This is a genomic window from Paraburkholderia gardini, from assembly GCF_907164575.1.
GTDB classification, from domain to species: Bacteria; Pseudomonadota; Gammaproteobacteria; order Burkholderiales; family Burkholderiaceae; genus Paraburkholderia; species Paraburkholderia gardini.
This window is the reverse complement of the sequence record NZ_CAJQYY010000010.1, coordinates 21,771-43,490: the sequence shown is the minus strand read 5'-3', so window position 1 is coordinate 43,490 and position 21,720 is coordinate 21,771. Positions and strand designations below refer to the sequence as shown.

Genomic DNA, 21,720 nt, shown 5'->3' with positions numbered 1-21,720 from the left:
GAAGCTGGCCGTTCGGACGATGCCATGAGCGACGCTTCCTGCGATAATCTGGCGTCTGAGATTCTTCTGAGAACCCGTCCATAGCATGGCTCGAACTTCCGTCCCTGATCCAGCAGTCACGTCGCCGGCCGGGCAGGCCGCATGGTTGCGCGCCGAACTTGAACGCGCGAACCATGCGTACTACGTGCTCGACCAGCCGGACCTGCCGGACGCCGAATACGACCGGCTCTTCAAGGCGCTGCAGCAGATCGAATCCGAACATCCGGACCTGATCACGCCGGATTCACCGACGCAGCGCGTCGGTGGCGAGGTCGCACGTGGCTTTGAGCCGGTCGTGCATTCGATGCCGATGCTTTCGCTGAACAACGGCTTCGCTGACGAAGACATCGCCGCGTTCGACAAACGCGTGTCCGACATGCTCGGCGTGGCGCCGGTCGATTACGCATGCGAACTCAAGTTCGACGGGCTCGCCATTTCGCTGCGTTATGTCGACGGCCGCTTCGTGCAGGCGTCGACACGCGGCGACGGCGAAACGGGTGAGGATGTGACCGAGAACATCCGGACGGTCCGCTCGATTCCGCTTACGCTAAAGGGCAAACGCATACCCGGGGTGCTGGACGTTCGCGGCGAAGTGCTGATGTTTCGCCGCGACTTCGAGCGCCTGAACGCACGGCAGCGCGAAGCGGAACAGCGCGAATTCGCGAATCCGCGCAACGCCGCGGCCGGCAGCCTGCGTCAGCTCGATCCGAAAATCACCGCGCAGCGGCCGTTGTCGTTCTTCGCGTACGGCATCGGCGTGCTCGAAGGTATGGAGATGCCGGCAACCCATAGTGCGCTGCTCGACTGGTATGGCGAACTGGGCCTGCCGGTGAATACGGAGCGGGCTGTGGTGAAGGGCGTGGAAGGGCTGCTGGCGTTCTTCCATGTTGTCGGCGAAAAGCGGGATGCGCTGCCGTACGACATCGATGGCGTCGTGTACAAGGTCAACAACCGCGAAGAGCAGGACCGGCTCGGTTTCGTGTCGCGCGCGCCGCGCTTCGCGCTTGCACACAAGTTCCCGGCGCAGGAAGCGCTCACGAAGCTTCTGGCGATCGATGTTCAGGTCGGGCGCACGGGCGCGATCACGCCGGTTGCCAGGCTGGAGCCCGTGTTCGTCGGCGGCGCGACCGTGACGAACGCGACGCTGCACAACGAAGACGAAGTGCGTCGCAAGGACATCCGCATCGGCGACACGGTCGTGGTGCGCCGTGCGGGCGACGTCATTCCCGAGGTGGTGAGCGCGTTGCTCGACCGGCGTCCGGCCGACGCGCGCGAGTTCGTGATGCCGACGCAGTGTCCGGTCTGCGGTTCCGCGATCGAGCGTCTGCCGGAAGAAGTGATCGCGCGGTGCAGTGGTGGGCTTTTTTGTCCCGCGCAGCGCAAGCAGGCGCTGTGGCACTTCGCGCAACGTCGCGCGCTCGATATCGACGGCCTGGGGGAAAAGATCATCGATCAGCTGGTCGAACAGAATCTGGTTCGCACGCCTGCCGATCTGTTCAACCTCGGATTCTCGACGCTCGCCGCGCTCGATCGTTTCGCGGACAAGTCCGCGCAAAACCTGCTGGATTCCCTGGAAAAAGCCAGGCACACTACGCTCGCCCGCTTCATCTATGCGCTGGGTATCCGGCATGTCGGTGAATCGACCGCGAAGGACCTGGCAAAGTATTTTGGCTCGCTCGATCCGGTCATGAACGCGTCGGTCGAAGAACTGCTTGAAGTCAACGACGTCGGGCCGGTTGTCGCCGAAGCGCTTCATCAGTTCTTCGCTGAAGAGCACAATCGCACGGTGATTGAACAGTTGCGGGCCCCGGGCCGCGTGACATGGCCGGAAGGGCCGCCGGCACCGAAGGCGCCGCAGGGCGTGCTGGCGGGCAAGACCGTCGTGCTGACGGGCACACTGCCCACACTCGCGCGTGACGACGCGAAAGAAATGCTGGAGGCGGCCGGCGCGAAAGTGGCCGGTTCGGTGTCGAAAAAAACCGACTACGTGGTCGCCGGCGCGGAAGCGGGCAGCAAGCTCGCGAAGGCCGAGGAACTCGGCATTCCCGTACTCGACGAAGAAGGTATGCGCAAGCTTCTGGAGGGGCACCTGACATGATTCGTGAAATCCTCAAGATGGGCGATCCGCGTCTTCTACGCATCGCCGCACCGGTCGATCGTTTCGATACGCCCGCTCTGCATGACCTCGTGAAGGATATGTTCGACACGATGCACGACGCGAACGGCGCAGGGCTCGCCGCGCCGCAGATTGGCGTCGACCTGCAGGTTGTGATCTTCGGATTCGGGCGTAACGAACGTTACCCGGACGCGCCCTCCGTGCCGGAAACGGTGCTCATCAATCCGACCATTTCGCCGGTATCGCAGGATATGGAGGAAGGCTGGGAAGGGTGCCTGTCCGTGCCGGGATTGCGCGGCGCCGTGAGCCGGTTCACGATGATCCGGTATCAGGGTTTCGACCAGTTCGGCAAACCGATCGATCGTGTCGCGGAGGGGTTTCACGCCCGAGTCGTTCAGCACGAATGCGATCACCTGATCGGCAAGCTCTATCCGATGCGGATCAACGATTTCTCGAAGTTTGGCTTCACTGAAGTACTGTTTCCTGGGCTTGATCCGAACAGCGACGATTGAGCCGTTAGCCGTGAAAGGTGCGACCGGTGTGACCGATCGCGCACCGCAATGGAAAACGCCCGCGGATGCGGGCGTCCCTGCCTTTCGGTCCGGCCTGAGCCGGACACTGGCACGTATTCCTGTGATGTCAGTACCTCAGAACGATTCTTCAGTGTCCAGATAGCGCCATTGTCCCTGGGGCAACGCGCCGAGTTGAACACGGCCCATTCGAACGCGCTTTAGTCCGACGACGTTCAGTCCAACCAGTTCGCACATACGACGGATCTGGCGTTTCTTGCCTTCGCGCAACACAAAGCGGAGTTGCTCGCCGTTTTGCCAGCTCACCATGGCGGGCTTGAGTGGCACGTCGTCGAGCGACAGGCCGTGTCGCAATGTTGCGAGGCTTTCTGGCGGGAAACTCTGATCAATATCGGTTGCCTGGTCGCCGTAAGTCACGCGGACCAGGTATTCCTTGTCGATATCCGAGTTTTCGCCGATCAATTGCCGCGCGACGCGACCATCCTGCGTCAGGACCAGCAGGCCGGTGGAGTCGATGTCGAGGCGTCCCGCAGGTGCCAGCGCACGCAGTTGCATACCCGAGAAGCGGATTCCCGAGCGGTCGCCTTCCCAGTGATTTTCGGGCGTGATGAGCGTGATGGCCGGCAGATAGCCGTCCTCGGCCTGGCCCGACACAAAACCAACCGGCTTGTGCAGCAGGATCGTGACCTGTTTTGCCTGCTCGGCCCGGGCTGCCGGGTCGATTTCGATCTGTTGCTCCGGAAGCACCTTCGTGCCGAGCGTGTCGATCCGGACGCCATCCACGATCACCCAGCCTTTTTCGATCCATTCGTCCGCTTCGCGTCGCGAGCACAGGCCGAGTTCCGACATCCGTTTCGACAGCCGCAGCGAGCCCGGTTGATCGTTGTGATGATCGTCAGACGCGGTCTCGCGAGCTTCGGCTGCGCGTGCCGGTTTGGCGTCGACGGTTGCCGGACGCCGCGCGGGTCGTTCTTCGCGCGCAGGGCGCCCGGCGCGGTCCGCATAGGTGCTTTTTACAGGTCTCGCGAAAGCCCGCTCGCCGCGTTCGCCCGCGCCGCGTTCTTTCGCGAATGCGGGGCGTTCGGTGCTGCCGCTGCGGGGAGGACGCCCGGCGTCACGTCGTGTGCCGGGGGCACCCCGATCGGCGCCAGGGTGGGGACGAGCAGCGTCGGTGCGTTCGCGCGCATCGTCGCGCTCACGTCGCGGTGGGCCGCCACGGGCGCCTGTATCCGCGGGGCGTGCCGCTGCACCGTATGGCCGGCGTGTGCCTTCTTCACGCGGCGCGCGAGGTGCGCGCTCGCTGTCGAAACGTCGCGGCGCGCGTTCGCCGCCAGCACGTTCGCCTTCCGCGCGACGCGGCGGGCGGTCACTACGATCGCGGTTACCTTCGAACGAACGTGGCGGCCGTTCGCCTTCAGCACGACGCGGCGGGCGGTCACTACGATCGCGGTTACCTTCGAACGAACGAGCCGGGCGGTCACCTTCAGCCCGACGCGGCGCCGCGCCACCCGGACCATCGCGTCGCGGCGGCCGTTCGCCGCTGGCGCGACGGTCATTCCGCTCACCGCCGCCCGACCGTTCGCGCGTCGATGCGCCTTCCGGTCGAGCCGGCCGCGGTCCGGTCGACGGACGCCCGCCGGTGCCCGGCGCACGTTTGCCGCCGGCAGGGCCGGCCCCGGCAAAAGAGCGCTTTGCCGCGCCCCCGGAAGACGGTCCGCCGCGGCGCTCGCCTGCCCCCGCGTCGTCGCTGTTGCGTTTGCCCAGCATCGACGTCGGCTTGGGTCCAACCGGCTTGGATTTGCTACGCGCCGCGGCGCTGCCCGAACGAACGGGAGCCCGATCGGCACTTGCCGGCCGCGGGTGCCTGGCTGTCAGTTTGACTCGCATGAAATCTCACACTGCGATCGCGCGCAGCAGTTCGGTCTCGACCTGAATTTGCAGGCGGTTGTCCGAGAGGCCGTGGCCGTCCAGCAGGAACACGTCCTCGACACGTTCGCCGAGGGTGTTGATCCGCGCCGCATGGACGCCGACCCGATGTTCCGCCAGCACGCGCGCGATCGAATAAAGAAGGCCTGGCCGGTCGTTCGCCGACACGGACAGGATGTAGTACTGGCCGCGCTCGTCGGCCCGAAGATCGACACGCGGCGTAACCGGGAAGGTCCGCGACAGACGCGACAGGCGCCCCTTCGACGGTTCTGGCAGCAACGGACCTTCGCCCGACAGCCGGGCGCACAGTTGCTGTTCCACCAGATTGGCGATGTCCCGATAATGCACGTCTTCCTCGGTGTGCGCGACGAGGAAGTTGTCGAGTGCGTATCCGTGGCGCGTCGTACTGACCCGCGAATCCAGCACCGACAGTGCATTGCGGTCGAAATACGCGCAGATCGCCGCGAACAGGTCAGGGCGGTCCTTCACGTACACGAGCACCTGAAGCCCCGCACCGATCGGCGACGGCCGGGCCCGGACGATCGGTGTGGGCGTTTCGACGTGCCGGTACAGCACACGCGTTTGCCACGCGATGTCAGCCGCGTCGTGACGCAGGAAGTAACCCACATCGAGCTTGTCCCACAGCGCCCGCTGGGCGTTTTCCGGAACGGTTTCGAGACGCAGCAGCGAAAGCGCCTGCTCCTGCCGCGATTTCAGTTCGGAATGCGCATCGGGACGCGCCCCACCGAGCACGGCCAGCGTGGCCCGGTACAGGTCTTCGAGCAACTTGCCTTTCCATGCGTTCCATACTTTCGGGCTCGTGCCACGAATGTCGGAAACGGTCAGCAGGTAAAGCGCGGTCAGCCACCGTTCGGAACCGACGAGGGCGGCAAATGCCTTGATCACCTCTGGATCGCTCGTGTCCTGTTTCTGCGCGACGTGGCTCATGGTCAGATGCTGCTGGACGAGCCACACAACCAGCTTGCCATCGTCACCGCCGATGCCGTGATCGCGGCAGAAGCGGCGTGCATCAGCCATGCCGAGCGTCGAATGGTCGCCGCCGCGCCCCTTGGCGATATCGTGGAACAGCGCGGCCACGTAAAGCACGTAGGGCCGCTCGAAGTTCGCGATCAGCTGGCTGCAGAACGGGTACTCGTGCGCGTGTTCGGCCACGGAGAAGCGGCGCAGATTGCGCAGTACCATCAGGATATGCTGGTCGACCGTATAGACGTGATACAGGTCGTGCTGCATCTGTCCGACGATGCGCCGGAAATTCAACAGGTAGCGCCCAAGCACGCTGGTCTGGTTCATCAGGCGCATTGCATGCGTCAAGCCTTCCGGCTGCTTCAGGATATCGAGGAAGAGTCGCCGGTTTTCGGGATCCCGCCGCCAGTGCTGGTCCATCATCTCGCGCGCATTGTAGAGCGCGCGCAGCGTGCGGGCGGACAGGCCCTTCACGCCAGGCGTTTTCTCGTACAGCAGAAAAGCCTCGAGGATTGCGTTCGGCTCACGCTCGAAAACGTCGTCCGTGGCAATTTCCAGCATGCCCTGTTTTTCGACGAAACGATCGGACAAGACCCGGGTGATGTTGCTTGTTTTCGGAAAAAGCTGCGCCTCGATGTTCTGGATCAGAATCGTCGCAAGCTGCGTGACAGCCTTGGCCGCCCAGTAATAGCGGCGCATCAGCTGTTCGCTGGCGCGCTTCGTGGCGGTCGCCTTGTAACCGAAGCTCTCCGCGACCGGATTCTGCAGGTCGAACACCAGGATGTCCTGGCGACGCCCGGCAATGATGTGCAAACGGGCCCGCAGTGTTTTCAGAAAACCTTCGTTACGGCGCAACTCGCGTGCTTCACGCCCGGTAATCAGGCCGCGCGCATCCAGCTCGCGCCAGCTGCTGCCCAATTGCGCTGCCTGCGTGACCCACAGGATCAGTTGCAGATCGCGCAGGCCGCCGGGGCTTTCCTTGATGTTCGGCTCGAGTGCGTACGGCGTGTCCTGGTACCGGGCGTGACGCTGACGCATCTCCAGCACCTTGGCCTGGAAAAACGCGCGTGGGTCGAGGGCGTCGCGGTAGCGCTGCGAGAAATCTTCGAAGAGCGCCGTGCTACCCGTGATCCGGCGTGCTTCGAGCAGTGCTGTGCGGACCGTGATGTCGTTGGCCGCTTCGTCGAGACATTGCGAAACAGTGCGCACGCTGCTGCCGAGTTCGAGGCCCAGGTCCCACGCAAGCCCGATGAAGCGCTCTATACGTGCTTCCAGATGCGGGACCGGTTCGTCCGGCAGGAGGACGAGGATGTCGATATCCGAATGAGGCGCCAGTTCGCCGCGACCGAAGCCGCCCACGGCGACCAGCGCCAGCGACCCGGGCAGCTCGCAGGCACTCCAGGCGCCTGTCAGCGCGCTGTCGGTGAGGCGCGCGAGCGAGCGCATCAGCGAGTCGACGTTGGCCGCTGACCGGAAACGCTCCAGTAACAAAGCTTTGGCCACCTTGTAGTCCGCCCGTAGCGACGAGGCATGGGTTAGCGCGACAGCTGGAACACTCATGGGCGACCGGGTCAGGAGATCGAGGGACCGTTCAGGCGGTGGCGGCGGCGAGAGCCGGGCGGGCAGGCGTGCCGACGGAGACCGTCAGCACTTCATAACCTGTTTCCGTGACCAGTATCGTGTGCTCCCATTGTGCCGACAGGCTGCGGTCTTTCGTTTTCACGGTCCACTGGTCAGGCATCGTGCGGATATCGCGACGACCGGCGTTGATCATCGGCTCGATCGTGAAAATCATGCCTTTTTGCAGCTCGATGCCGGTGCCGGGGCGCCCGTAATGCAGGATCTGCGGATCGTCGTGGAAAACCTGGCCGATGCCGTGACCGCAGTATTCCCGCACGACGCTATAACCCTGGGCCTCGGCGTGCCGCTGGATCGCATGGCCGATATCGCCGAGATGCGCGCCGGGCCGAACCTGCTCGATGCCGCGCCACATGCATTCGAACGTGGTCTGCACGAGCCGCTTCGCGAGAATCGAACCCTCGCCGACGATGAACATCCGGCTGGTGTCGCCGAAATAGCCGTTCTTGATGACGGTGATGTCGATATTGAGCGCGTCGCCGTTCTTGAGCGTTTTTTCGCCCGGAATGCCGTGGCAGATCACGTCGTTGACGGAAATGCACGTCGCTTTCGGGTAGGGCGGATAGCCGGGCGGCTGATAGTTGAGCGGCGCCGGAATCGTGCCCTGTACGTTCAGCATGTATTCGTGACACAGACGATCGAGTTCACCCGTCGTCACGCCGGCCTTGACATGCGGCGTGATGTAGTCGAGCACCTCGCTTGCGAGTTTGCCGGCAATGCGCATCTGCGCGATATCGTCTTCGTTTTTGAGCGTAATAGCCATGAGTCGGGCCTGAAATGCAGTTTATTAAAAGATTATCGCACCATATGGGGCCTGCCGCAGCCTTTTGAGACGGCGTTCTGGCCGTCCGGCTAGATGTTGAGGGAGCATCGGCGGGCGTGGCAGCCGGGTCGCTGGCGCCGGAAGGTGCAACCGCCGCGCGGTTCAGGGGCAACCGCGCGGGTTGAGTCGACCGATAGTCACGTGCTATAATCTTTGGCTAAGTCGTTCAGGGTTATTTTGCCGTGCCGCTACTGCGGGCCCGGGGCGGCGGATGTGGCAGCAAGGAAGAAGTAGTAAAAGGCAGTAAAAGCAGCACAAGGCAGCAGACTCGCAAGCCGGCGCACCCAGGGTGTTCGCGGCGTCAGGTTCCCGCAGAGGCGGGCGCGGCGCAGTGGATACGGCAGCCGGCTTAAGACCCCAACCCTCGCGGAGATTTTCATGGCAGTTACCATGCGTCAAATGCTGGAAGCCGGTGTCCACTTTGGTCACCAGACGCGCTTCTGGAACCCGAAGATGGCCCCCTTCATTTTCGGCCATCGCAACAAGATTCACATCATCAACCTCGAAAAGACGCTGCCGATGTACAACGACGCACTGAAGTACGTGCGTCAGCTGGCAGCGAATCGCGGCACGATCCTGTTTGTCGGCACGAAGCGTCAATCGCGCGACACGATCGCCGAAGAGGCGAAGCGCGCTGGCATGCCTTACGTCAACGCCCGCTGGCTTGGCGGCATGCTGACCAACTTCAAGACGCTGAAGGTGTCGATCAAGCGCCTGAAGGACATGGAAGCCGCTGTTGAGTCGGGCGAAACCGAGCGCATGAGCAAGAAGGAAGCGCTCCTGTTCGAACGCGAAATCCAGAAGCTGCAAAAGTCGATCGGCGGCGTGAAGGACATGGGCGGTATTCCGGACGCGATTTTCGTCGTTGACGTCGGCTATCACAAGATTGCCGTCACTGAAGCGAACAAGCTTGGCGTGCCGGTCATTGCCGTGGTCGACACGAACCATTCGCCGGAAGGCATCGACTACGTGATTCCGGGTAACGACGACGCCAGCAAGGCTGTCATCCTGTACACGGCAGGCGTGGCTGACGCGATCCTCGAAGGCCGTGCGAACGCGGTCAACGAAGTGGTGCAGGCTGCCCGTGGCGGCGAAGGCGACGAGTTCGTCGAGGTCAACGGGGAAGCGTAAAACTGCCCCGTGTCCGGCAAAAAAGGGGGCTTTCTACAGGCCCCCTTTTTTTAAGCCGCGATAAAGAGTGCAGGCCGGGCAGGCAGCCCGGCACGCGGCGCGGCAAATTTTTCGCGCCGCAGCGGAAACGAATTCTTGCCGCCGGTATCGAAGTGCGGGCGGCGTGTGAAAGACAGACTCAAGGAGCGAATGATGGCGGCAATTACCGCAAGCATGGTTGCAGAACTGCGCGCGAAGACCGACGCGCCGATGATGGAATGCAAGAAGGCCCTGACGGAAGCCGAAGGCGACATGGCCCGTGCTGAAGAACTGCTGCGCGTGAAGCTCGGCAACAAGGCCAGCAAGGCAGCATCGCGTGTGACGGCTGAAGGCGTGATCGCTTCGTTCATCGGCGGCAACGCAGGCGCGATCGTCGAGCTGAACTGCGAAACCGACTTCGTTTCGAAGAACGACGACTTCCTCGCTTTCTCGAACACCGTTGCCCAGCTGGTCGCAACGCAAAACCCGGCTGACGTCGCCGCCCTGTCGGCGCTGCCGCTGGAAGGCTCGACGGTCGACGCAGTGCGCCTCGCGCTGGTCGGCAAGATCGGTGAAAACCTGTCGATCCGCCGTTTCGTGCGTTTCGAAACGCCCAACAAGCTGGCGGCGTACCTGCACGGCACGCGTATCGGCGTGCTGGTCGAGTACACGGGCGCGGAAGAGCAGGTCGGCAAGGACGTCGCGATGCACATCGCCGCGATGAAGCCGGTCTCGCTGTCGTCGGACGAAGTGCCGGCTGACCTGATCGCCAAGGAACGCAGCATTGCTGAACAGAAGGCCGCCGAATCGGGCAAGCCGGCTGAAATCGTCGCGAAGATGGTCGATGGCAGCGTCCAGAAGTATCTGAAGGAGGTGTCGCTGCTGAACCAGCCGTTCGTCAAGAACGACAAGCAGACGATCGAACAGATGCTGAAGGCCGCGAACACGAGTGTGCAGAAGTTCGCACTGTTCGTCGTCGGCGAAGGCATCGAGAAGAAACAGGACGACTTCGCTGCTGAAGTGGCCGCGCAGGTCGCTGCTGCAAAGCAGCAATAAGCGGTCTCGCAGTATCGTTTGACCCGCGGCGGGGCAAGATCCTGCTGCGGCCGGCAGTGCCACGCGGTCAGACGCGGGCTGTAACGCGGGTTGATTCCCGCGCTACAGCCGCCCGGGCCGGGCCTTCGGGTCCGATAATCTGGCGGCGCTTGCCCGAATCAGCATTTCACCCCTACAGTTCCATGTTGTCGTCGTCCTCTTCAGCGCGATCCGGATATCTCTATGCCCACTGCCTATAAACGCGTCCTCCTCAAACTCTCCGGCGAAGCTCTCATGGGCGACGATGCATTTGGCATCAACCGCCTGACGATCGAAAGAATGGTGGCGGACGTGGCCGAGGTCGTGCAGCTCGGCACGCAGCTGGCGGTAGTGATTGGCGGTGGCAATATTTTCCGGGGCGTCGCGGGCGGCGCGGCCGGCATGGACCGTGCGACGGCCGATTACATGGGGATGCTTGCCACGATGATGAACGCGCTGGCGCTGCAGGACGCAATGCGCCACGCCGGTATCGAGGCGCGCGTGCAGTCCGCGCTGCGCATGGACCAGGTCGTCGAGCCGTACATCCGCCCGCGCGCCATCCGGCAGCTGGAAGAGGGCAAGGTCGTGATTTTCGCGGCCGGCACGGGCAACCCGTTCTTCACGACGGATACAGCCGCCGCGCTGCGCGGCTCGGAAATTGGCGCGGAAGTCGTGCTGAAGGCCACGAAGGTCGATGGCGTCTACTCGGCCGATCCGAAAAAGGATGCGTCCGCGACGCGCTATACCACGATCAGCTTCGACGAGGCGATCGGCCGCAATCTGCAGGTCATGGACGCGACCGCGTTTGCGCTGTGCCGCGACCAGAAGCTGCCGATCCGCGTGTTTTCGATCGTCAAGCCGGGCGCGCTCAAGCGCATCGTACAGGGCGAGGACGAAGGCACGCTCGTCCACGTGTAAACTCCCTTCCACGTAAAGTGGGCTGAACGCGGGCCCAGGTCGCCGCTCATGCGTGCTGGCCGGCCTGCACCGATTTAAAGGTTCGGAGGTTTAATCATGTCTGTGGCTGACATCAAGAAGGGCGCTGACCAGAAAATGCAGCGTACGATCGAAGCGTTCAAGAACGATCTGTCGAAAATCCGCACGGGCCGCGCCCATACGGGGCTGCTGGACCACATTCAGGTCGATTACTACGGCTCGCCGGTGCCTATCTCGCAGGTCGCGAACCTGACGCTGATCGACGCACGCACGATTGGCGTGCAGCCGTGGGAAAAGAAGATGGTGCAGGTCGTCGAGAAGGCGATCCGCGAATCGGATCTTGGCCTGAACCCGGCGACGCAGGGCGACGTGATCCGTGTGCCGATGCCCGCGCTGACCGAAGAGCGTCGCCGCGAGCTGACGAAGGTCGTGAAGAGCGAGGCCGAAACGGCCAAAATCGCGGTGCGCAACCTGCGCCGCGACGCGAACGAGCAGCTGAAGAAGCTCGTGAAAGACAAGGAAATCTCCGAAGACGACGAGCGTCGTGCCGGTGACGACGTCCAGAAGCTGACGGACCGGTTCGTCGCGGAAATCGACAAGCTCGTGACGACCAAGGAAGCCGAAATCATGACGGTGTAAAACCGTCCGGCTCCAGCATCTTCACGGTTTCACTTTTTTTTGCAGTCTTTGTCCCGACGGCCATGACCTATACCAGCTCTACCGTTCGCGTGCCTGATGTCGCGGCGGTGCCGCGACATATCGCGATCATCATGGACGGCAATGGCCGTTGGGCGACGCAGCGCCGGCTGCCGCGCGTGGCGGGCCATACCCGTGGCGTCGACGCGGTGCGGGCTACCGTCGAGGCGTGTGCCCGCCGCGGCGTCGAATATCTGACACTGTTCGCGTTCAGCTCCGAAAACTGGCGTCGTCCGAACGACGAAGTGTCGTTCCTGATGCGCCTTTTCGTGACCGCGCTGGAGCGCGAAATCGGCAAGCTGCACGCGAACGGCATCCGTCTGCGCGTGGTCGGCGACCTCACGATGTTCGATACGCGCATTCAGGACCTGATCCGTCGCGCGGAGACGAAAACCGCGCGCAATACCCGCCTTACGCTGACCATCGCCGCCAATTACGGCGGGCGCTGGGACATCATGCAGGCCACCCGCGCGCTGGTCGAGCAGTCGGTCGCGGCGGGTCGCCCCGTCGAGGTGACCGAAGAAGCCTTCGCCGAACATCTCGCGATGGCCTACGCGCCCGAACCGGATCTCTTCATCCGTACCGGCGGCGAGCAGCGCATCAGCAATTTCCTGCTGTGGCAGCTCGCGTACACCGAATTCTATTTCACCGATACCTTCTGGCCGGATTTCGACGCCGACGCGCTCGGTCACGCCATCGAATCCTATACGGAGCGCGAGCGCCGCTTCGGCCGCACGAGCGCGCAGCTCGAACCGCAATCGCAGAACGTCGATTCGCTTCCATGCTAAAAACCCGTGTCATCACGGCGCTCGTCCTGCTGGCTGTCTTTCTGCCGGTCACCTTCTTTGCGCCGGTGGGCGCGTTTGGCGCGCTGATCGCGTTCGTCGTCGTTTTCGCCGCCTGGGAATGGGCGCGCCTCCTGAAGCTGGGCGGCGCCGGCCCGGTCGTTTATGCGCTGATCGCCGCCGTGGCGCTCGTTGCGAGCACGAAGCTCGGCACGGGCGTCGACGAGCCCCGGCCGCTCTTCCAGGCGGCGTCGGTTTTCTGGGTGCTCGTCGGGCCGTTCGTCCTGCTGCGCAAGCCGATGCTCGCACAGGGCGCCTGGCGGGGTTTCCTGCTGGTCGCGGGCCTGCTGGTGTTCGTCGCCTGCTGGCATGCGCTCGTGGCGGCCCGCATGGCCGGCGTGCCGTTCGTGCTCTCCCTGCTGCTAGTGGTATGGCTGGCCGATATCGGCGCATACTTCTCAGGCAAGGCATTCGGCAGGCATAAACTCGCACCTGCCATCAGCCCGGGCAAGACCTGGGAAGGCGCGCTGGGCGGCTGGGTTGCCGTACTGGCCGTGGCTATCGCGGCCGTCGCCGTCCATGCGTTCGAGCCGACCCTGTATTCGGCGCTGCTGGAGCGCCATGGCGCCCTGCGGGCGCTCATTGCGCTGACCGTGCTGGTGATATTCAGCGTCGTCGGCGACCTGTTCGAGTCGATGCTGAAGCGCCAGGCTGGCGTGAAGGATTCCAGTGGCCTGCTGCCGGGACACGGCGGCGTCCTCGACCGTATCGACGCGTTATTGCCGGTGCTGCCGCTTGCGATGCTGCTGCTCGGCTAGAGAAAGAGACATGCAAAAACGATTAACTCTGCTCGGTTCAACGGGCTCGATTGGAGACAGCACGCTCGACGTCGTTGCGCGTCATCCCGAGCGTTTCTCTGTCTACGCGCTGACCGCACACCGTAACGGCGACAAGCTCGTCGAGCAGTGTCTGCGCTTTTCGCCCGAAGTGGCCGTCGTCGGCGATGCGGCAACGGCCGCGCAGGTCGCGACGAAGCTGCGCGAGGCCGGCTGCAAGACCGAAGTCACATACGGCCCGCAGGCGCTCGTCGACGTGTCGAAGAGCGAGGGCTGCGACACGGTGGTTGCCGCAATCGTCGGCGCGGCGGGTCTCGCGCCGAGTCTGGCCGCCGCGCGCGCCGGCAAGCGCATCCTGCTTGCGAACAAGGAAGCGCTGGTGATGTCGGGCGCGATCTTCATGGACGCGGTGCGCGACAACGGCGCGATCCTGCTGCCTGTCGACAGCGAACACAACGCGGTTTTCCAGTGCCTGCCGCGTGAAGCGGCGCTGCACGGCGGCGTGTCGAAGATCATCCTGACTGCGTCGGGCGGCCCGTTCCGCACACGCGAACCGTCGACGCTCGTCGACGTCACACCCGACGAAGCCTGCGCGCATCCGAACTGGGTGATGGGTCGAAAGATTTCAGTCGACTCGGCGACGATGATGAACAAGGGCCTCGAAGTCATCGAGGCGCACTGGCTCTTCAATCTGCCGGGCGAACGTATCGAAGTGCTGATTCACCCGCAAAGCGTGATCCATTCGATGGTGTCGTACGCGGACGGCTCGGTGCTCGCGCAACTCGGCAATCCCGATATGCGCACGCCGATCGCGCATGCGCTGGCGTTCCCGGATCGCGTCGATTCTGGCGTCGCGCAACTCGATCTCGCGCAGGTCGCGTCGCTGTCGTTCGAGCGGCCGGATTACACGCGCTTCCCGTGCCTCGCGCTTGCCACGAAGGCGCTGGCTGAAGGCGGCATCGCGAGTGCGGCGCTGAACGCCGCGAACGAGGTCGCGGTCGACGCGTTCCTGTCGCGACGGATCGGTTTCATGGCCATTGCGCAGGTGGTCGATGCCGTGCTGAACGGGTTGTCGAACCGCAGCGCCGCCGCCCTCGAAGACGTGATCGAAGCCGACGCCGCCGCGCGCCGCGCCGCCACGGCCTTTATCGACCGGCTGCCCGCGGGCGTCCATCCGGAACGCGCCGTCCAGTGAGGCGTTCATGAATGTGCTGATCGAACTGGTCGCTTTCGCCGTTGCGATTGGCGTGCTCGTTGTCGTGCACGAATACGGCCATTACAGCGTCGCGCGTCTGTGCGGCGTGAAGGTGCTGCGGTTTTCGATCGGCTTCGGCAAACCGCTTGTTCAGTGGGTCAGCAAAAAGACCGGCACCGAGTGGACGATCGCCGCGCTGCCGCTGGGCGGCTATGTGAAGATGCTCGACGAGCGTGAAGAAGGCACCACGATCCCGGCCGGGGAACTGCCGTACGCGTTCAACCGGCAGTCCGTCGCGAAACGGTTTGCGATTGTCGTGGCCGGTCCCGTCGCGAATTTCCTGCTGGCGATCGTGCTGTTCGCGGTGGTGTTTGCGAGCGGCGTGACTGAGCCCGCGGCGATCGTCGCGGCGCCCGCGGCGAACACGCTGGCCGCGCGTGCGGGTTTCGACGGCGGCGAAACGGTCGTATCGATTCGCGACGAAAACGGCGGCGAGACCGATCCGGTCCGCTCGTGGTCCGATTTGCGCTGGAAGCTGCTGGGTGCCGCGTTCGATCACCGGCGCGTCGTGCTGGGCGCGAAGGATGGGCGCGGCACGTTCGATTTTGCGCTGGATCTGCGGGACTTTGCCGATCGCGACGTCGACGACGATTTCATGACCCGTCTTGGCTTCGAGCCGGGCGGCGGCACGCTGACGGTGGCGAGTGTCGAACCGGGCAGCGCGGCGCAGAAAGCAGGTCTTGCGGCAGGCGACACGGTTCGCGCAGCCGACGGTCATCCGGTCGGCAGCGCGACAGCTTTCATCGCTTACGTCAAGGCCCATGCGGGCAAGTCGATCACGTTGCAGATCGAGCGCGGCACGCAGGGCAGCCAGACGGGCGTGCAGCGCGATCTGAGCGTCGTGCCGGTACTGACTCGCGACGACGCCACCGGCCAGAACATCGGCCGCATTGGCGCGGCGCTCGCGACGCAGGTGCCGTCCGTCGATGTGCGTTACGGGCCGCTCGAGAGCGTTCAGATGGGCGCGCACCGCACGTGGGACATCGCGGTGTACTCGCTTCGCATGTTCGGAAGGATGATCACCGGCGAGGCGTCGCTGAAGAATCTGTCCGGTCCCGTGACGATCGCCGACTACGCGGGAAAGAGCGCACGCCTTGGTCCGTCTGCGTTTTTGTCGTTCCTCGCGCTCGTCAGTATCAGTCTCGGTGTGTTAAACCTCTTACCAATTCCGGTATTGGACGGGGGTCATCTGTTATATTATTTGGTTGAAGCTGTAACCGGCAAAGCCGTATCTGATCGCTGGCAGCTTGTTCTGCAGAGAGCGGGGCTGGTTTGCATCGTCGCACTGTCGGCGATCGCGCTCTTCAACGATCTTGCTCGTTTAATCCATTTTTAAAGTGTCTGGTGGCGTTCACGATGGCGACCGCCCGACCTGATGCAGCTATACATACTGGGGAAGCACGTTGTTTAAACCTCATCGCTTTGTTCCAAAGACAGTTGTAGCCGCGGCATTTGCCGCGCATGGGCTGGTGGCTCACGCGACGACACCTTTCGTGGTGCAGGACATTCGGATCGAGGGGTTGCAGCGCGTCGAACCCGGTACCGTGTTTTCGTATCTGCCGATCAAGCAGGGCGATACGTTCAATGACGACAAGGCGTCCGAAGCCATCCGGGCGCTCTACGCAACGGGCTTCTTCAACGACGTGAAGATCGCCACCGAAGGCAACGTCGTCATCGTGCAGGTAATCGAACGGCCGGCCATCGGCACGATCGATTTCTCCGGTATTCACGAATTCGAAAAAGACAACCTGGCGAAGGCGCTGCGTGCCGTCGGGCTGTCGCAAGGCCGTTACTACGACAAGGCGCTCGTCGACAAGGCCGAGCAGGAACTGAAGCGCCAGTACCTGACGCGCGGCTTCTACGCCGCCGAAGTCACCACGACCATCACGCCGATCGACCGCAACCGCGTCGCGGTGCTGTTCTCGGTCGTCGAAGGTCCGAGCGCCAAGATCCGCCAGATCAACTTCATCGGCAACAAGGCGTTCAGCACCGGCACGCTGCGCGATGAAATGCAGCTGTCCACGCCGAACTGGTTCTCGTGGTACACGAAGAACGACCTGTACGCGAAGGAAAAGCTCACGGGCGACCTCGAAAACGTCCGCTCGTATTACCTGAATCGCGGCTACCTCGAGTTCAGCATCGAGTCGACCCAGGTGTCGATCTCGCCGGACAAGAAGGACATGTACCTGACGGTCGCGCTGCACGAAGGCGAGCCGTACACGATCTCGAGCATCAAGCTCGCGGGCAATCTGCTGGATCGCGAAGCCGAGCTCAACAAGCTGATCAAGATCAAGGCCGGCGACCGTTTTTCGGCGGAAAAGCTGCAGGCCACAACAAAGGCGATCGTCGACAAGCTCGGCGAATACGGCTACGCGTTCGCCACGGTGAACGCGCTGCCGCAGATCGACCAGGAACATCACAAGGTCGACCTCACGCTGCAGGTCGATCCGAGCCGCCGCGTGTATGTGCGCCGGATCAACGTCGTGGGCAACACGCGTACGCGTGACGAAGTCGTGCGCCGCGAAATGCGCCAGCTTGAAAGCTCATGGTTCGATTCGAACCGCCTCGCGCTGTCGAAAGACCGTATCAACCGTCTTGGCTACTTCACCGATGTGGACGTCACGACAACGCCGGTGGAAGGCACGCCCGACCAGGTGGACGTCGACGTCAAAGTGGCCGAAAAGCCGACCGGCGCGATCACGCTGGGCGCGGGTTTCTCGTCGACCGACAAGGTCGTGCTGTCGGCCGGTGTGTCGCAGGACAACGTGTTCGGTTCGGGTACGAGTCTCTCGGTCAACGTGAACACGGCAAAAACATACCGCACGTTGACGGTCACGCAGGTCGACCCGTACTTCACGGTCGATGGCATCAAGCGCATTACCGACGTCTACTACCGTACGTACGAGCCGCTGTATTACTCGACGGATTCAAGCTTCAAGATCGTCACGATGGGCGGCGACCTGAAGTTCGGTATCCCGTTCTCGGAACTGGATACGGTCTACTTCGGCGCGGGCCTCGAACAGAATACGCTCGACGTCGATGCGAACACGCCGGCGTCATATCAACAGTACGTTAACGATTTCGGTCGCGTATCGAACAACGTACCGCTCACTGTTGGCTGGTCGCGCGATGCGCGCGATAGCGCGCTTGTCCCGAGCCGCGGCTACTTCACGCAGGCCAACGCCGAGTACGGCACGCCGGTCGGCGGCACGCAGTATTACAAGGCCGACCTCCAGGCGCAGTACTATTATTCGTTCTCGCGTGGCTTCGTGCTGGGCCTCAACTTCCAGGGCGGCTATGGTAACGGTCTCGGCGGCAAGCCATACCCGATTTTCAAGAACTACTACGCGGGCGGTATCGGCTCGGTGCGGGGTTATGAACCGAGTTCGCTGGGTCCGCGCGACAAGACGACGGGCGACCCGATCGGCGGTTCGAAGATGGTGGTCGGCAACATCGAGTTGACGTTCCCGCTGCCGGGCACCGGTTACGATCGTACGCTGCGCGTGTTCACGTTCCTCGACGGTGGTAACGTCTGGGCGGACGCGAGCAACGCGGCCAACTCGAATGGCGCGAACGGCCTGCGCTACGGCTACGGCGTGGGTCTCGCGTGGATCTCGCCGATCGGACCGCTCAAGCTGAGCCTGGGTTTCCCGCTGCAGAAGCATGAAGGCGACCAGTACCAGAAATTCCAGTTCCAGATCGGGACGGCGTTCTGATCGCGCGGGCGAGGCGCAGCTCCGGATTATCTACAGTATCGAGAGGATGACTTTGCTAACCGGTATGTTTTCGAAACGTGTGATGTGCGCCATGGCGCTGGTCATGACGCTGGGCGTGAGCGCCGTGGCGCACGCGCAGGAAGCAAGGATCGCGGCGGTCAATTCCGACCGTATCCTGCGCGAATCCACGGCTGCAAAGGCGGCGCAGGTCAAGCTCGAGGCCGAGTTCGCGAAGCGCGACAAGGACCTGCAGGATATGGCGGCACGTCTGAAGTCGATGTCCGATTCGCTCGACAAGAACGGTTCGTCGCTGTCGCCGGCGGATCGTGCGCAGAAGCAGCGTGACCTGTCGCAGCTCGACACGGATTTCCAGCGCAAGCAGCGCGAATTCCGTGAAGACCTGAACCAGCGTCGTAACGAGGAACTGGCGGCGGTGCTGGATCGCGCGAACAAGGTGATCAAACAGATCGCCGAGGCGCAACATTACGACCTGATCGTGCAGGAAGCGGTGTATGTGAGTCCGCGTATCGACATTACGGATCAGGTGCTGAAGGCGCTGGCCGCGTCCTCCAACGGAAACTGAACAGCAGGAGCAGTCCACGCATGGGATTTACGCTCGAGGATATCGCCCGGCAGTTCGGCGGCAAGGTAGTTGGCGACCCGGCGCATTGCGTCGGCAGCCTTGCGCCGCTCGATCAGGCTGGTCCGGAACAGCTGGCGTTCCTCGCGAACCCGAAGTATCTGTCGCAGGTCGAGACGACCCGCGCGGGCGCCGTGCTGATCAACGCCGAAGATCTCGCGAAACTCGCGCCCGGTTCGAGCCGTAACTTCATCGTCACGCCCAACCCGTACGCTTACTTCGCGCGCATCGCCCAGGCGTTCATCGACCTCGCCGCGCCGAAGCGCGCGCCGGGTGTCCACGCCAGCGCCACGATCGATCCTTCGGCGAAAGTCGCGGCGAGCGCCGTGATCGGCCCGAACGTGACGGTGGAAGCGGGGGCCGTCATCGGCGAAAACGTACAGATCGACGCCAATGTCGTGATTGGCCGCGGTACGCAGGTCGGCGACGGCGCTCATCTGTACCCGAACGTATCGGTCTACCATGGCTGCCGGATCGGCCCGCGCGTCATCATTCATGCCGGTGCCGTGATCGGCTCGGACGGTTTTGGCTTTGCCCCTGATTTCACCGGCGACGGCGACGCCCGCACGGGCAGCTGGGTGAAGATTCCGCAGGTCGGCGGTGTGTCGATCGGGTCGGACGTCGAGATTGGCGCGAACACGACGATCGATCGCGGCGCGATGGCCGATACGATCATCGAAGAATGCGTAAAGATCGACAATCTCGTCCAGATCGGCCATAACTGCAAGGTGGGCGCGTATACGGTCATCGCGGGCTGCGCCGGCATCGCGGGCAGCACGACGATCGGGCGCCATTGCATGATCGGTGGCGCGGTCGGTATTGCCGGCCATGTGACGCTGGTCGACCATGTCATCGTCACGGCGAAGTCGGGCGTATCGAAATCGTTGCTGAAGCCAGGCATGTACACGAGTGCGTTTCCGGCCGTCGATCATGCTTCGTGGAACAAGAGTGCCGCACTGCTGCGCAATATCGACAAGCTGCGCGAGCGCATCAAGGCGCTGGAAGCGGGCGCGGGGGCAGCGGCAGGCGAGAAGGCGTAACAGTATCCCGATTCGCTACAGGGACCGCATGACGCGGGGCACGGGTGGAAACGCCCGTGCAGCACGAAGCACACAAGCAACACAGAGCACGAGCACGGCGTAAGCGCTGTTGTCGTGACCGGCCGGCGGGAGACGCAGTCTGGTTACATGAAACGACAGCCGCACGCGTTATCAACCTGCCTGCGCAAGCATCCGCAGTCATCATCGCGCCATCCACGCGTGAGCAGAAACACCATGAACACCGAAAAAATCAATCTCGACATTCACAAGATTCTCACGCTGCTGCCGCATCGCTATCCGATCCTGCTCGTCGACCGGGTGCTCGAACTCGAGCCGCACAAGAGCATCAAGGCGCTGAAGAACGTGACGATCAACGAGCCGTATTTCACAGGCCACTTCCCGAAGCGCCCGGTCATGCCAGGCGTGCTGATCCTGGAAGCGCTCGCCCAGACGGCCGCGCTGCTGACGTTCGCGGAAGAGCCGCACGATCCGGACAACACGCTGTATCTGTTCGTCGGTATCGATAACGCGCGCTTCAAGCGTGTGGTCGAACCGGGCGACCAGTTGATCCTGAACGCCACGTTCGAGCGCCACATGCGCGGCATCTGGAAGTTCAAGGCGCGCGCCGAGGTGGATGGCCAGGTGGCGGCGGAAGCCGACCTGATGTGCGCGGTCCGCACCACGGACGACGGCCAGTAAGCGGTCGCGCAGCATCCAGACAACGCAACGAATCACAAGCGAGGGCGCATGAGCAGGATTCATCCTACTGCGATCATCGAGCCGGGCGCGCAGCTCGACGAGTCAGTCGAAATCGGGCCCTATGCGGTCGTCGGCGCGCACGTCACGATCGGCGCGCGGACCACGGTCGGGTCGCACAGTGTGATCGAGGGCTACACCACGATCGGTGAAGATAATCGCATCGGTCATTACGCATCGGTGGGTGGCCGTCCGCAGGACATGAAGTACAAGGACGAACCGACAAAGCTCGAGATCGGCAATCGCAACATGATTCGTGAGTTCACGACGATCCACACCGGCACGGTGCAGGACACGGGAACCACGTCGCTAGGCGACGACAACTGGATCATGGCGTACGTCCACATCGGCCACGATTGCCGCGTGGGCAGCAACGTCATCCTGTCGAGCAATGCACAGATGGCCGGCCACGTGACGATCGGCGACCACGCGATCATCGGCGGCATGTCGGGCGTGCATCAGTTCGTGCGCATCGGCGCGCATTCGATGCTCGGCGGCGCTTCGGCGCTCGTGCAGGACATTCCGCCGTTCGTGATCGCGGCCGGCAACAAGGCGGAGCCGCACGGCATCAACGTCGAAGGGCTGCGTCGTCGCGGCTTTTCCGCCGATGCGATCTCGGCGCTGCGTACAGCCTATCGCGTGCTGTACAAGAACGGTCTTTCGCTCGAAGAGGCGAAGGTCCAGTTGCGCGAACTCGCCATCGCCGGCGGCGACGGCGATGCTCCGGTGCAGGCGCTGGTGGCCTTCGTCGAAGCGTCGCAACGCGGCATCATCCGCTAGC

Annotated in this window: 19 protein-coding genes; 15 read left to right on the top strand and 4 right to left on the bottom strand. The window is 63.2% G+C overall.

Annotated features, from left to right (window positions below; translation table 11 throughout):
- The first annotated feature begins 85 nt into the window (after positions 1–85).
- Both ligA and def read left to right on the top strand, forming a co-directional pair.
- The gene (gene ligA / locus LPA34_RS10175; protein ID WP_228977599.1) at positions 86–2,137 is read left to right on the top strand and encodes an NAD-dependent DNA ligase LigA; all 2,052 of its coding nucleotides are present in this window, start codon (positions 86–88) and stop codon (positions 2,135–2,137) included.
- Entirely contained in the window at positions 2,134–2,667 is a 534-nt protein-coding gene (def, locus tag LPA34_RS10170; RefSeq protein WP_228977598.1) for a peptide deformylase, read from the top strand. The genes ligA and def overlap by 4 nt, the downstream gene beginning before the upstream one ends.
- Positions 2,668–2,802: 135 nt before the next feature.
- On the opposite strand, the gene LPA34_RS26960 is transcribed toward def, so the two are convergent.
- The 4 genes from LPA34_RS26960 to map all read right to left on the bottom strand — a co-directional run bounded on the left by LPA34_RS26960 (position 2,803) and on the right by map (position 7,996).
- Positions 2,803–3,546, bottom strand: a complete 744-nt coding sequence (locus tag LPA34_RS26960) for a pseudouridine synthase (RefSeq protein ID WP_324251723.1) — start codon at positions 3,544–3,546, stop codon at positions 2,803–2,805.
- A gap of 152 nt (positions 3,547–3,698) precedes the next feature.
- Entirely contained in the window at positions 3,699–4,241 is a 543-nt protein-coding gene (locus LPA34_RS26955; protein ID WP_324251725.1) for a hypothetical protein, read from the bottom strand.
- Between the two features lie 337 nt (positions 4,242–4,578).
- The gene (locus tag LPA34_RS10160) at positions 4,579–7,155 is read right to left on the bottom strand and encodes a [protein-PII] uridylyltransferase (RefSeq protein ID WP_228977594.1); all 2,577 of its coding nucleotides are present in this window, start codon (positions 7,153–7,155) and stop codon (positions 4,579–4,581) included.
- 31 nt (positions 7,156–7,186) lie between these two features.
- Complete coding sequence (map, locus tag LPA34_RS10155; protein WP_228977592.1) at positions 7,187–7,996, bottom strand: type I methionyl aminopeptidase; 810 nt, start codon at positions 7,994–7,996, stop codon at positions 7,187–7,189.
- Positions 7,997–8,434: 438 nt separating this feature from the next.
- Here map and rpsB point away from each other — a divergent pair, with 438 nt between their 5' ends.
- The 13 genes from rpsB to lpxA all read left to right on the top strand — a co-directional run bounded on the left by rpsB (position 8,435) and on the right by lpxA (position 21,719).
- Entirely contained in the window at positions 8,435–9,187 is a 753-nt protein-coding gene (rpsB, locus tag LPA34_RS10150) for a 30S ribosomal protein S2 (protein WP_228977591.1), read from the top strand.
- Positions 9,188–9,379: 192 nt separating this feature from the next.
- Positions 9,380–10,261 carry a translation elongation factor Ts gene (tsf, locus tag LPA34_RS10145; RefSeq protein ID WP_228977862.1) on the top strand — a complete coding sequence of 294 codons (882 nt, stop codon included), beginning with the start codon at positions 9,380–9,382 and terminating at the stop codon, positions 10,259–10,261.
- A gap of 222 nt (positions 10,262–10,483) precedes the next feature.
- Positions 10,484–11,197, top strand: a complete 714-nt coding sequence (gene pyrH, locus LPA34_RS10140; protein ID WP_090530669.1) for a UMP kinase — start codon at positions 10,484–10,486, stop codon at positions 11,195–11,197.
- 96 nt (positions 11,198–11,293) lie between these two features.
- Positions 11,294–11,854 (top strand): ribosome recycling factor, encoded by a 561-nt coding sequence (gene frr / locus LPA34_RS10135; protein ID WP_228977588.1) that lies wholly within the window; start codon positions 11,294–11,296, stop codon positions 11,852–11,854.
- Between the two features lie 62 nt (positions 11,855–11,916).
- Positions 11,917–12,699: a polyprenyl diphosphate synthase gene (gene uppS, locus LPA34_RS10130; protein ID WP_228977586.1), complete on the top strand. Its 783-nt coding sequence runs from the start codon at positions 11,917–11,919 to the stop codon at positions 12,697–12,699.
- Complete coding sequence (locus LPA34_RS10125) at positions 12,693–13,514, top strand: phosphatidate cytidylyltransferase (RefSeq protein ID WP_228977583.1); 822 nt, start codon at positions 12,693–12,695, stop codon at positions 13,512–13,514. Before uppS ends, LPA34_RS10125 begins: the two co-directional genes overlap by 7 nt.
- Before the next feature lie 10 nt (positions 13,515–13,524).
- Positions 13,525–14,727, top strand: coding sequence for a 1-deoxy-D-xylulose-5-phosphate reductoisomerase (locus tag LPA34_RS10120; RefSeq protein ID WP_228977581.1), 1,203 nt, complete (start codon positions 13,525–13,527; stop codon positions 14,725–14,727).
- A gap of 7 nt (positions 14,728–14,734) precedes the next feature.
- A complete protein-coding gene (gene rseP / locus LPA34_RS10115) occupies positions 14,735–16,123 on the top strand; it encodes an RIP metalloprotease RseP (RefSeq protein ID WP_228977579.1) in 1,389 nt (462 codons plus the stop codon).
- Positions 16,124–16,190: 67 nt separating this feature from the next.
- Positions 16,191–18,503 carry an outer membrane protein assembly factor BamA gene (bamA, locus tag LPA34_RS10110; protein WP_228977578.1) on the top strand — a complete coding sequence of 771 codons (2,313 nt, stop codon included), beginning with the start codon at positions 16,191–16,193 and terminating at the stop codon, positions 18,501–18,503.
- A gap of 52 nt (positions 18,504–18,555) precedes the next feature.
- Positions 18,556–19,086, top strand: a complete 531-nt coding sequence (locus LPA34_RS10105; RefSeq protein WP_228977860.1) for an OmpH/Skp family outer membrane protein — start codon at positions 18,556–18,558, stop codon at positions 19,084–19,086.
- 20 nt (positions 19,087–19,106) lie between these two features.
- Complete coding sequence (lpxD, locus tag LPA34_RS10100; RefSeq protein WP_228977576.1) at positions 19,107–20,183, top strand: UDP-3-O-(3-hydroxymyristoyl)glucosamine N-acyltransferase; 1,077 nt, start codon at positions 19,107–19,109, stop codon at positions 20,181–20,183.
- Between the two features lie 234 nt (positions 20,184–20,417).
- The gene (gene fabZ / locus LPA34_RS10095; protein WP_228977574.1) at positions 20,418–20,882 is read left to right on the top strand and encodes a 3-hydroxyacyl-ACP dehydratase FabZ; all 465 of its coding nucleotides are present in this window, start codon (positions 20,418–20,420) and stop codon (positions 20,880–20,882) included.
- A 48-nt stretch (positions 20,883–20,930) separates the two neighbouring features.
- A complete protein-coding gene (lpxA, locus tag LPA34_RS10090) occupies positions 20,931–21,719 on the top strand; it encodes an acyl-ACP--UDP-N-acetylglucosamine O-acyltransferase (RefSeq protein ID WP_228977571.1) in 789 nt (262 codons plus the stop codon).
- The last annotated feature ends 1 nt before the right edge of the window (position 21,720 follow it).

Excerpts from the sequence above, each read along its gene's own strand:
- pyrH (WP_090530669.1), top strand. The coding sequence starts at position 10,484 with ATGCCCACTGCCTATAAACGCGTCCTCCTCAAACTCTCCGGCGAAGCT.
- uppS (WP_228977586.1), top strand. The coding sequence starts at position 11,917 with ATGACCTATACCAGCTCTACCGTTCGCGTGCCTGATGTCGCGGCGGTG.
- rpsB (WP_228977591.1), top strand. The coding sequence starts at position 8,435 with ATGGCAGTTACCATGCGTCAAATGCTGGAAGCCGGTGTCCACTTTGGT.
- tsf (WP_228977862.1), top strand. The coding sequence starts at position 9,380 with ATGGCGGCAATTACCGCAAGCATGGTTGCAGAACTGCGCGCGAAGACC.
- LPA34_RS26955 (WP_324251725.1), bottom strand. The coding sequence starts at position 4,241 with ATGACCGTCGCGCCAGCGGCGAACGGCCGCCGCGACGCGATGGTCCGG.
- lpxD (WP_228977576.1), top strand. The coding sequence starts at position 19,107 with ATGGGATTTACGCTCGAGGATATCGCCCGGCAGTTCGGCGGCAAGGTA.
- def (WP_228977598.1), top strand. The coding sequence starts at position 2,134 with ATGATTCGTGAAATCCTCAAGATGGGCGATCCGCGTCTTCTACGCATC.
- frr (WP_228977588.1), top strand. The coding sequence starts at position 11,294 with ATGTCTGTGGCTGACATCAAGAAGGGCGCTGACCAGAAAATGCAGCGT.
- rseP (WP_228977579.1), top strand. The coding sequence starts at position 14,735 with ATGAATGTGCTGATCGAACTGGTCGCTTTCGCCGTTGCGATTGGCGTG.
- lpxA (WP_228977571.1), top strand. The coding sequence starts at position 20,931 with ATGAGCAGGATTCATCCTACTGCGATCATCGAGCCGGGCGCGCAGCTC.
- LPA34_RS10125 (WP_228977583.1), top strand. The coding sequence starts at position 12,693 with ATGCTAAAAACCCGTGTCATCACGGCGCTCGTCCTGCTGGCTGTCTTT.
- LPA34_RS10120 (WP_228977581.1), top strand. The coding sequence starts at position 13,525 with ATGCAAAAACGATTAACTCTGCTCGGTTCAACGGGCTCGATTGGAGAC.
- map (WP_228977592.1), bottom strand. The coding sequence starts at position 7,996 with ATGGCTATTACGCTCAAAAACGAAGACGATATCGCGCAGATGCGCATT.
- fabZ (WP_228977574.1), top strand. The coding sequence starts at position 20,418 with ATGAACACCGAAAAAATCAATCTCGACATTCACAAGATTCTCACGCTG.
- ligA (WP_228977599.1), top strand. The coding sequence starts at position 86 with ATGGCTCGAACTTCCGTCCCTGATCCAGCAGTCACGTCGCCGGCCGGG.
- LPA34_RS10160 (WP_228977594.1), bottom strand. The coding sequence starts at position 7,155 with ATGAGTGTTCCAGCTGTCGCGCTAACCCATGCCTCGTCGCTACGGGCG.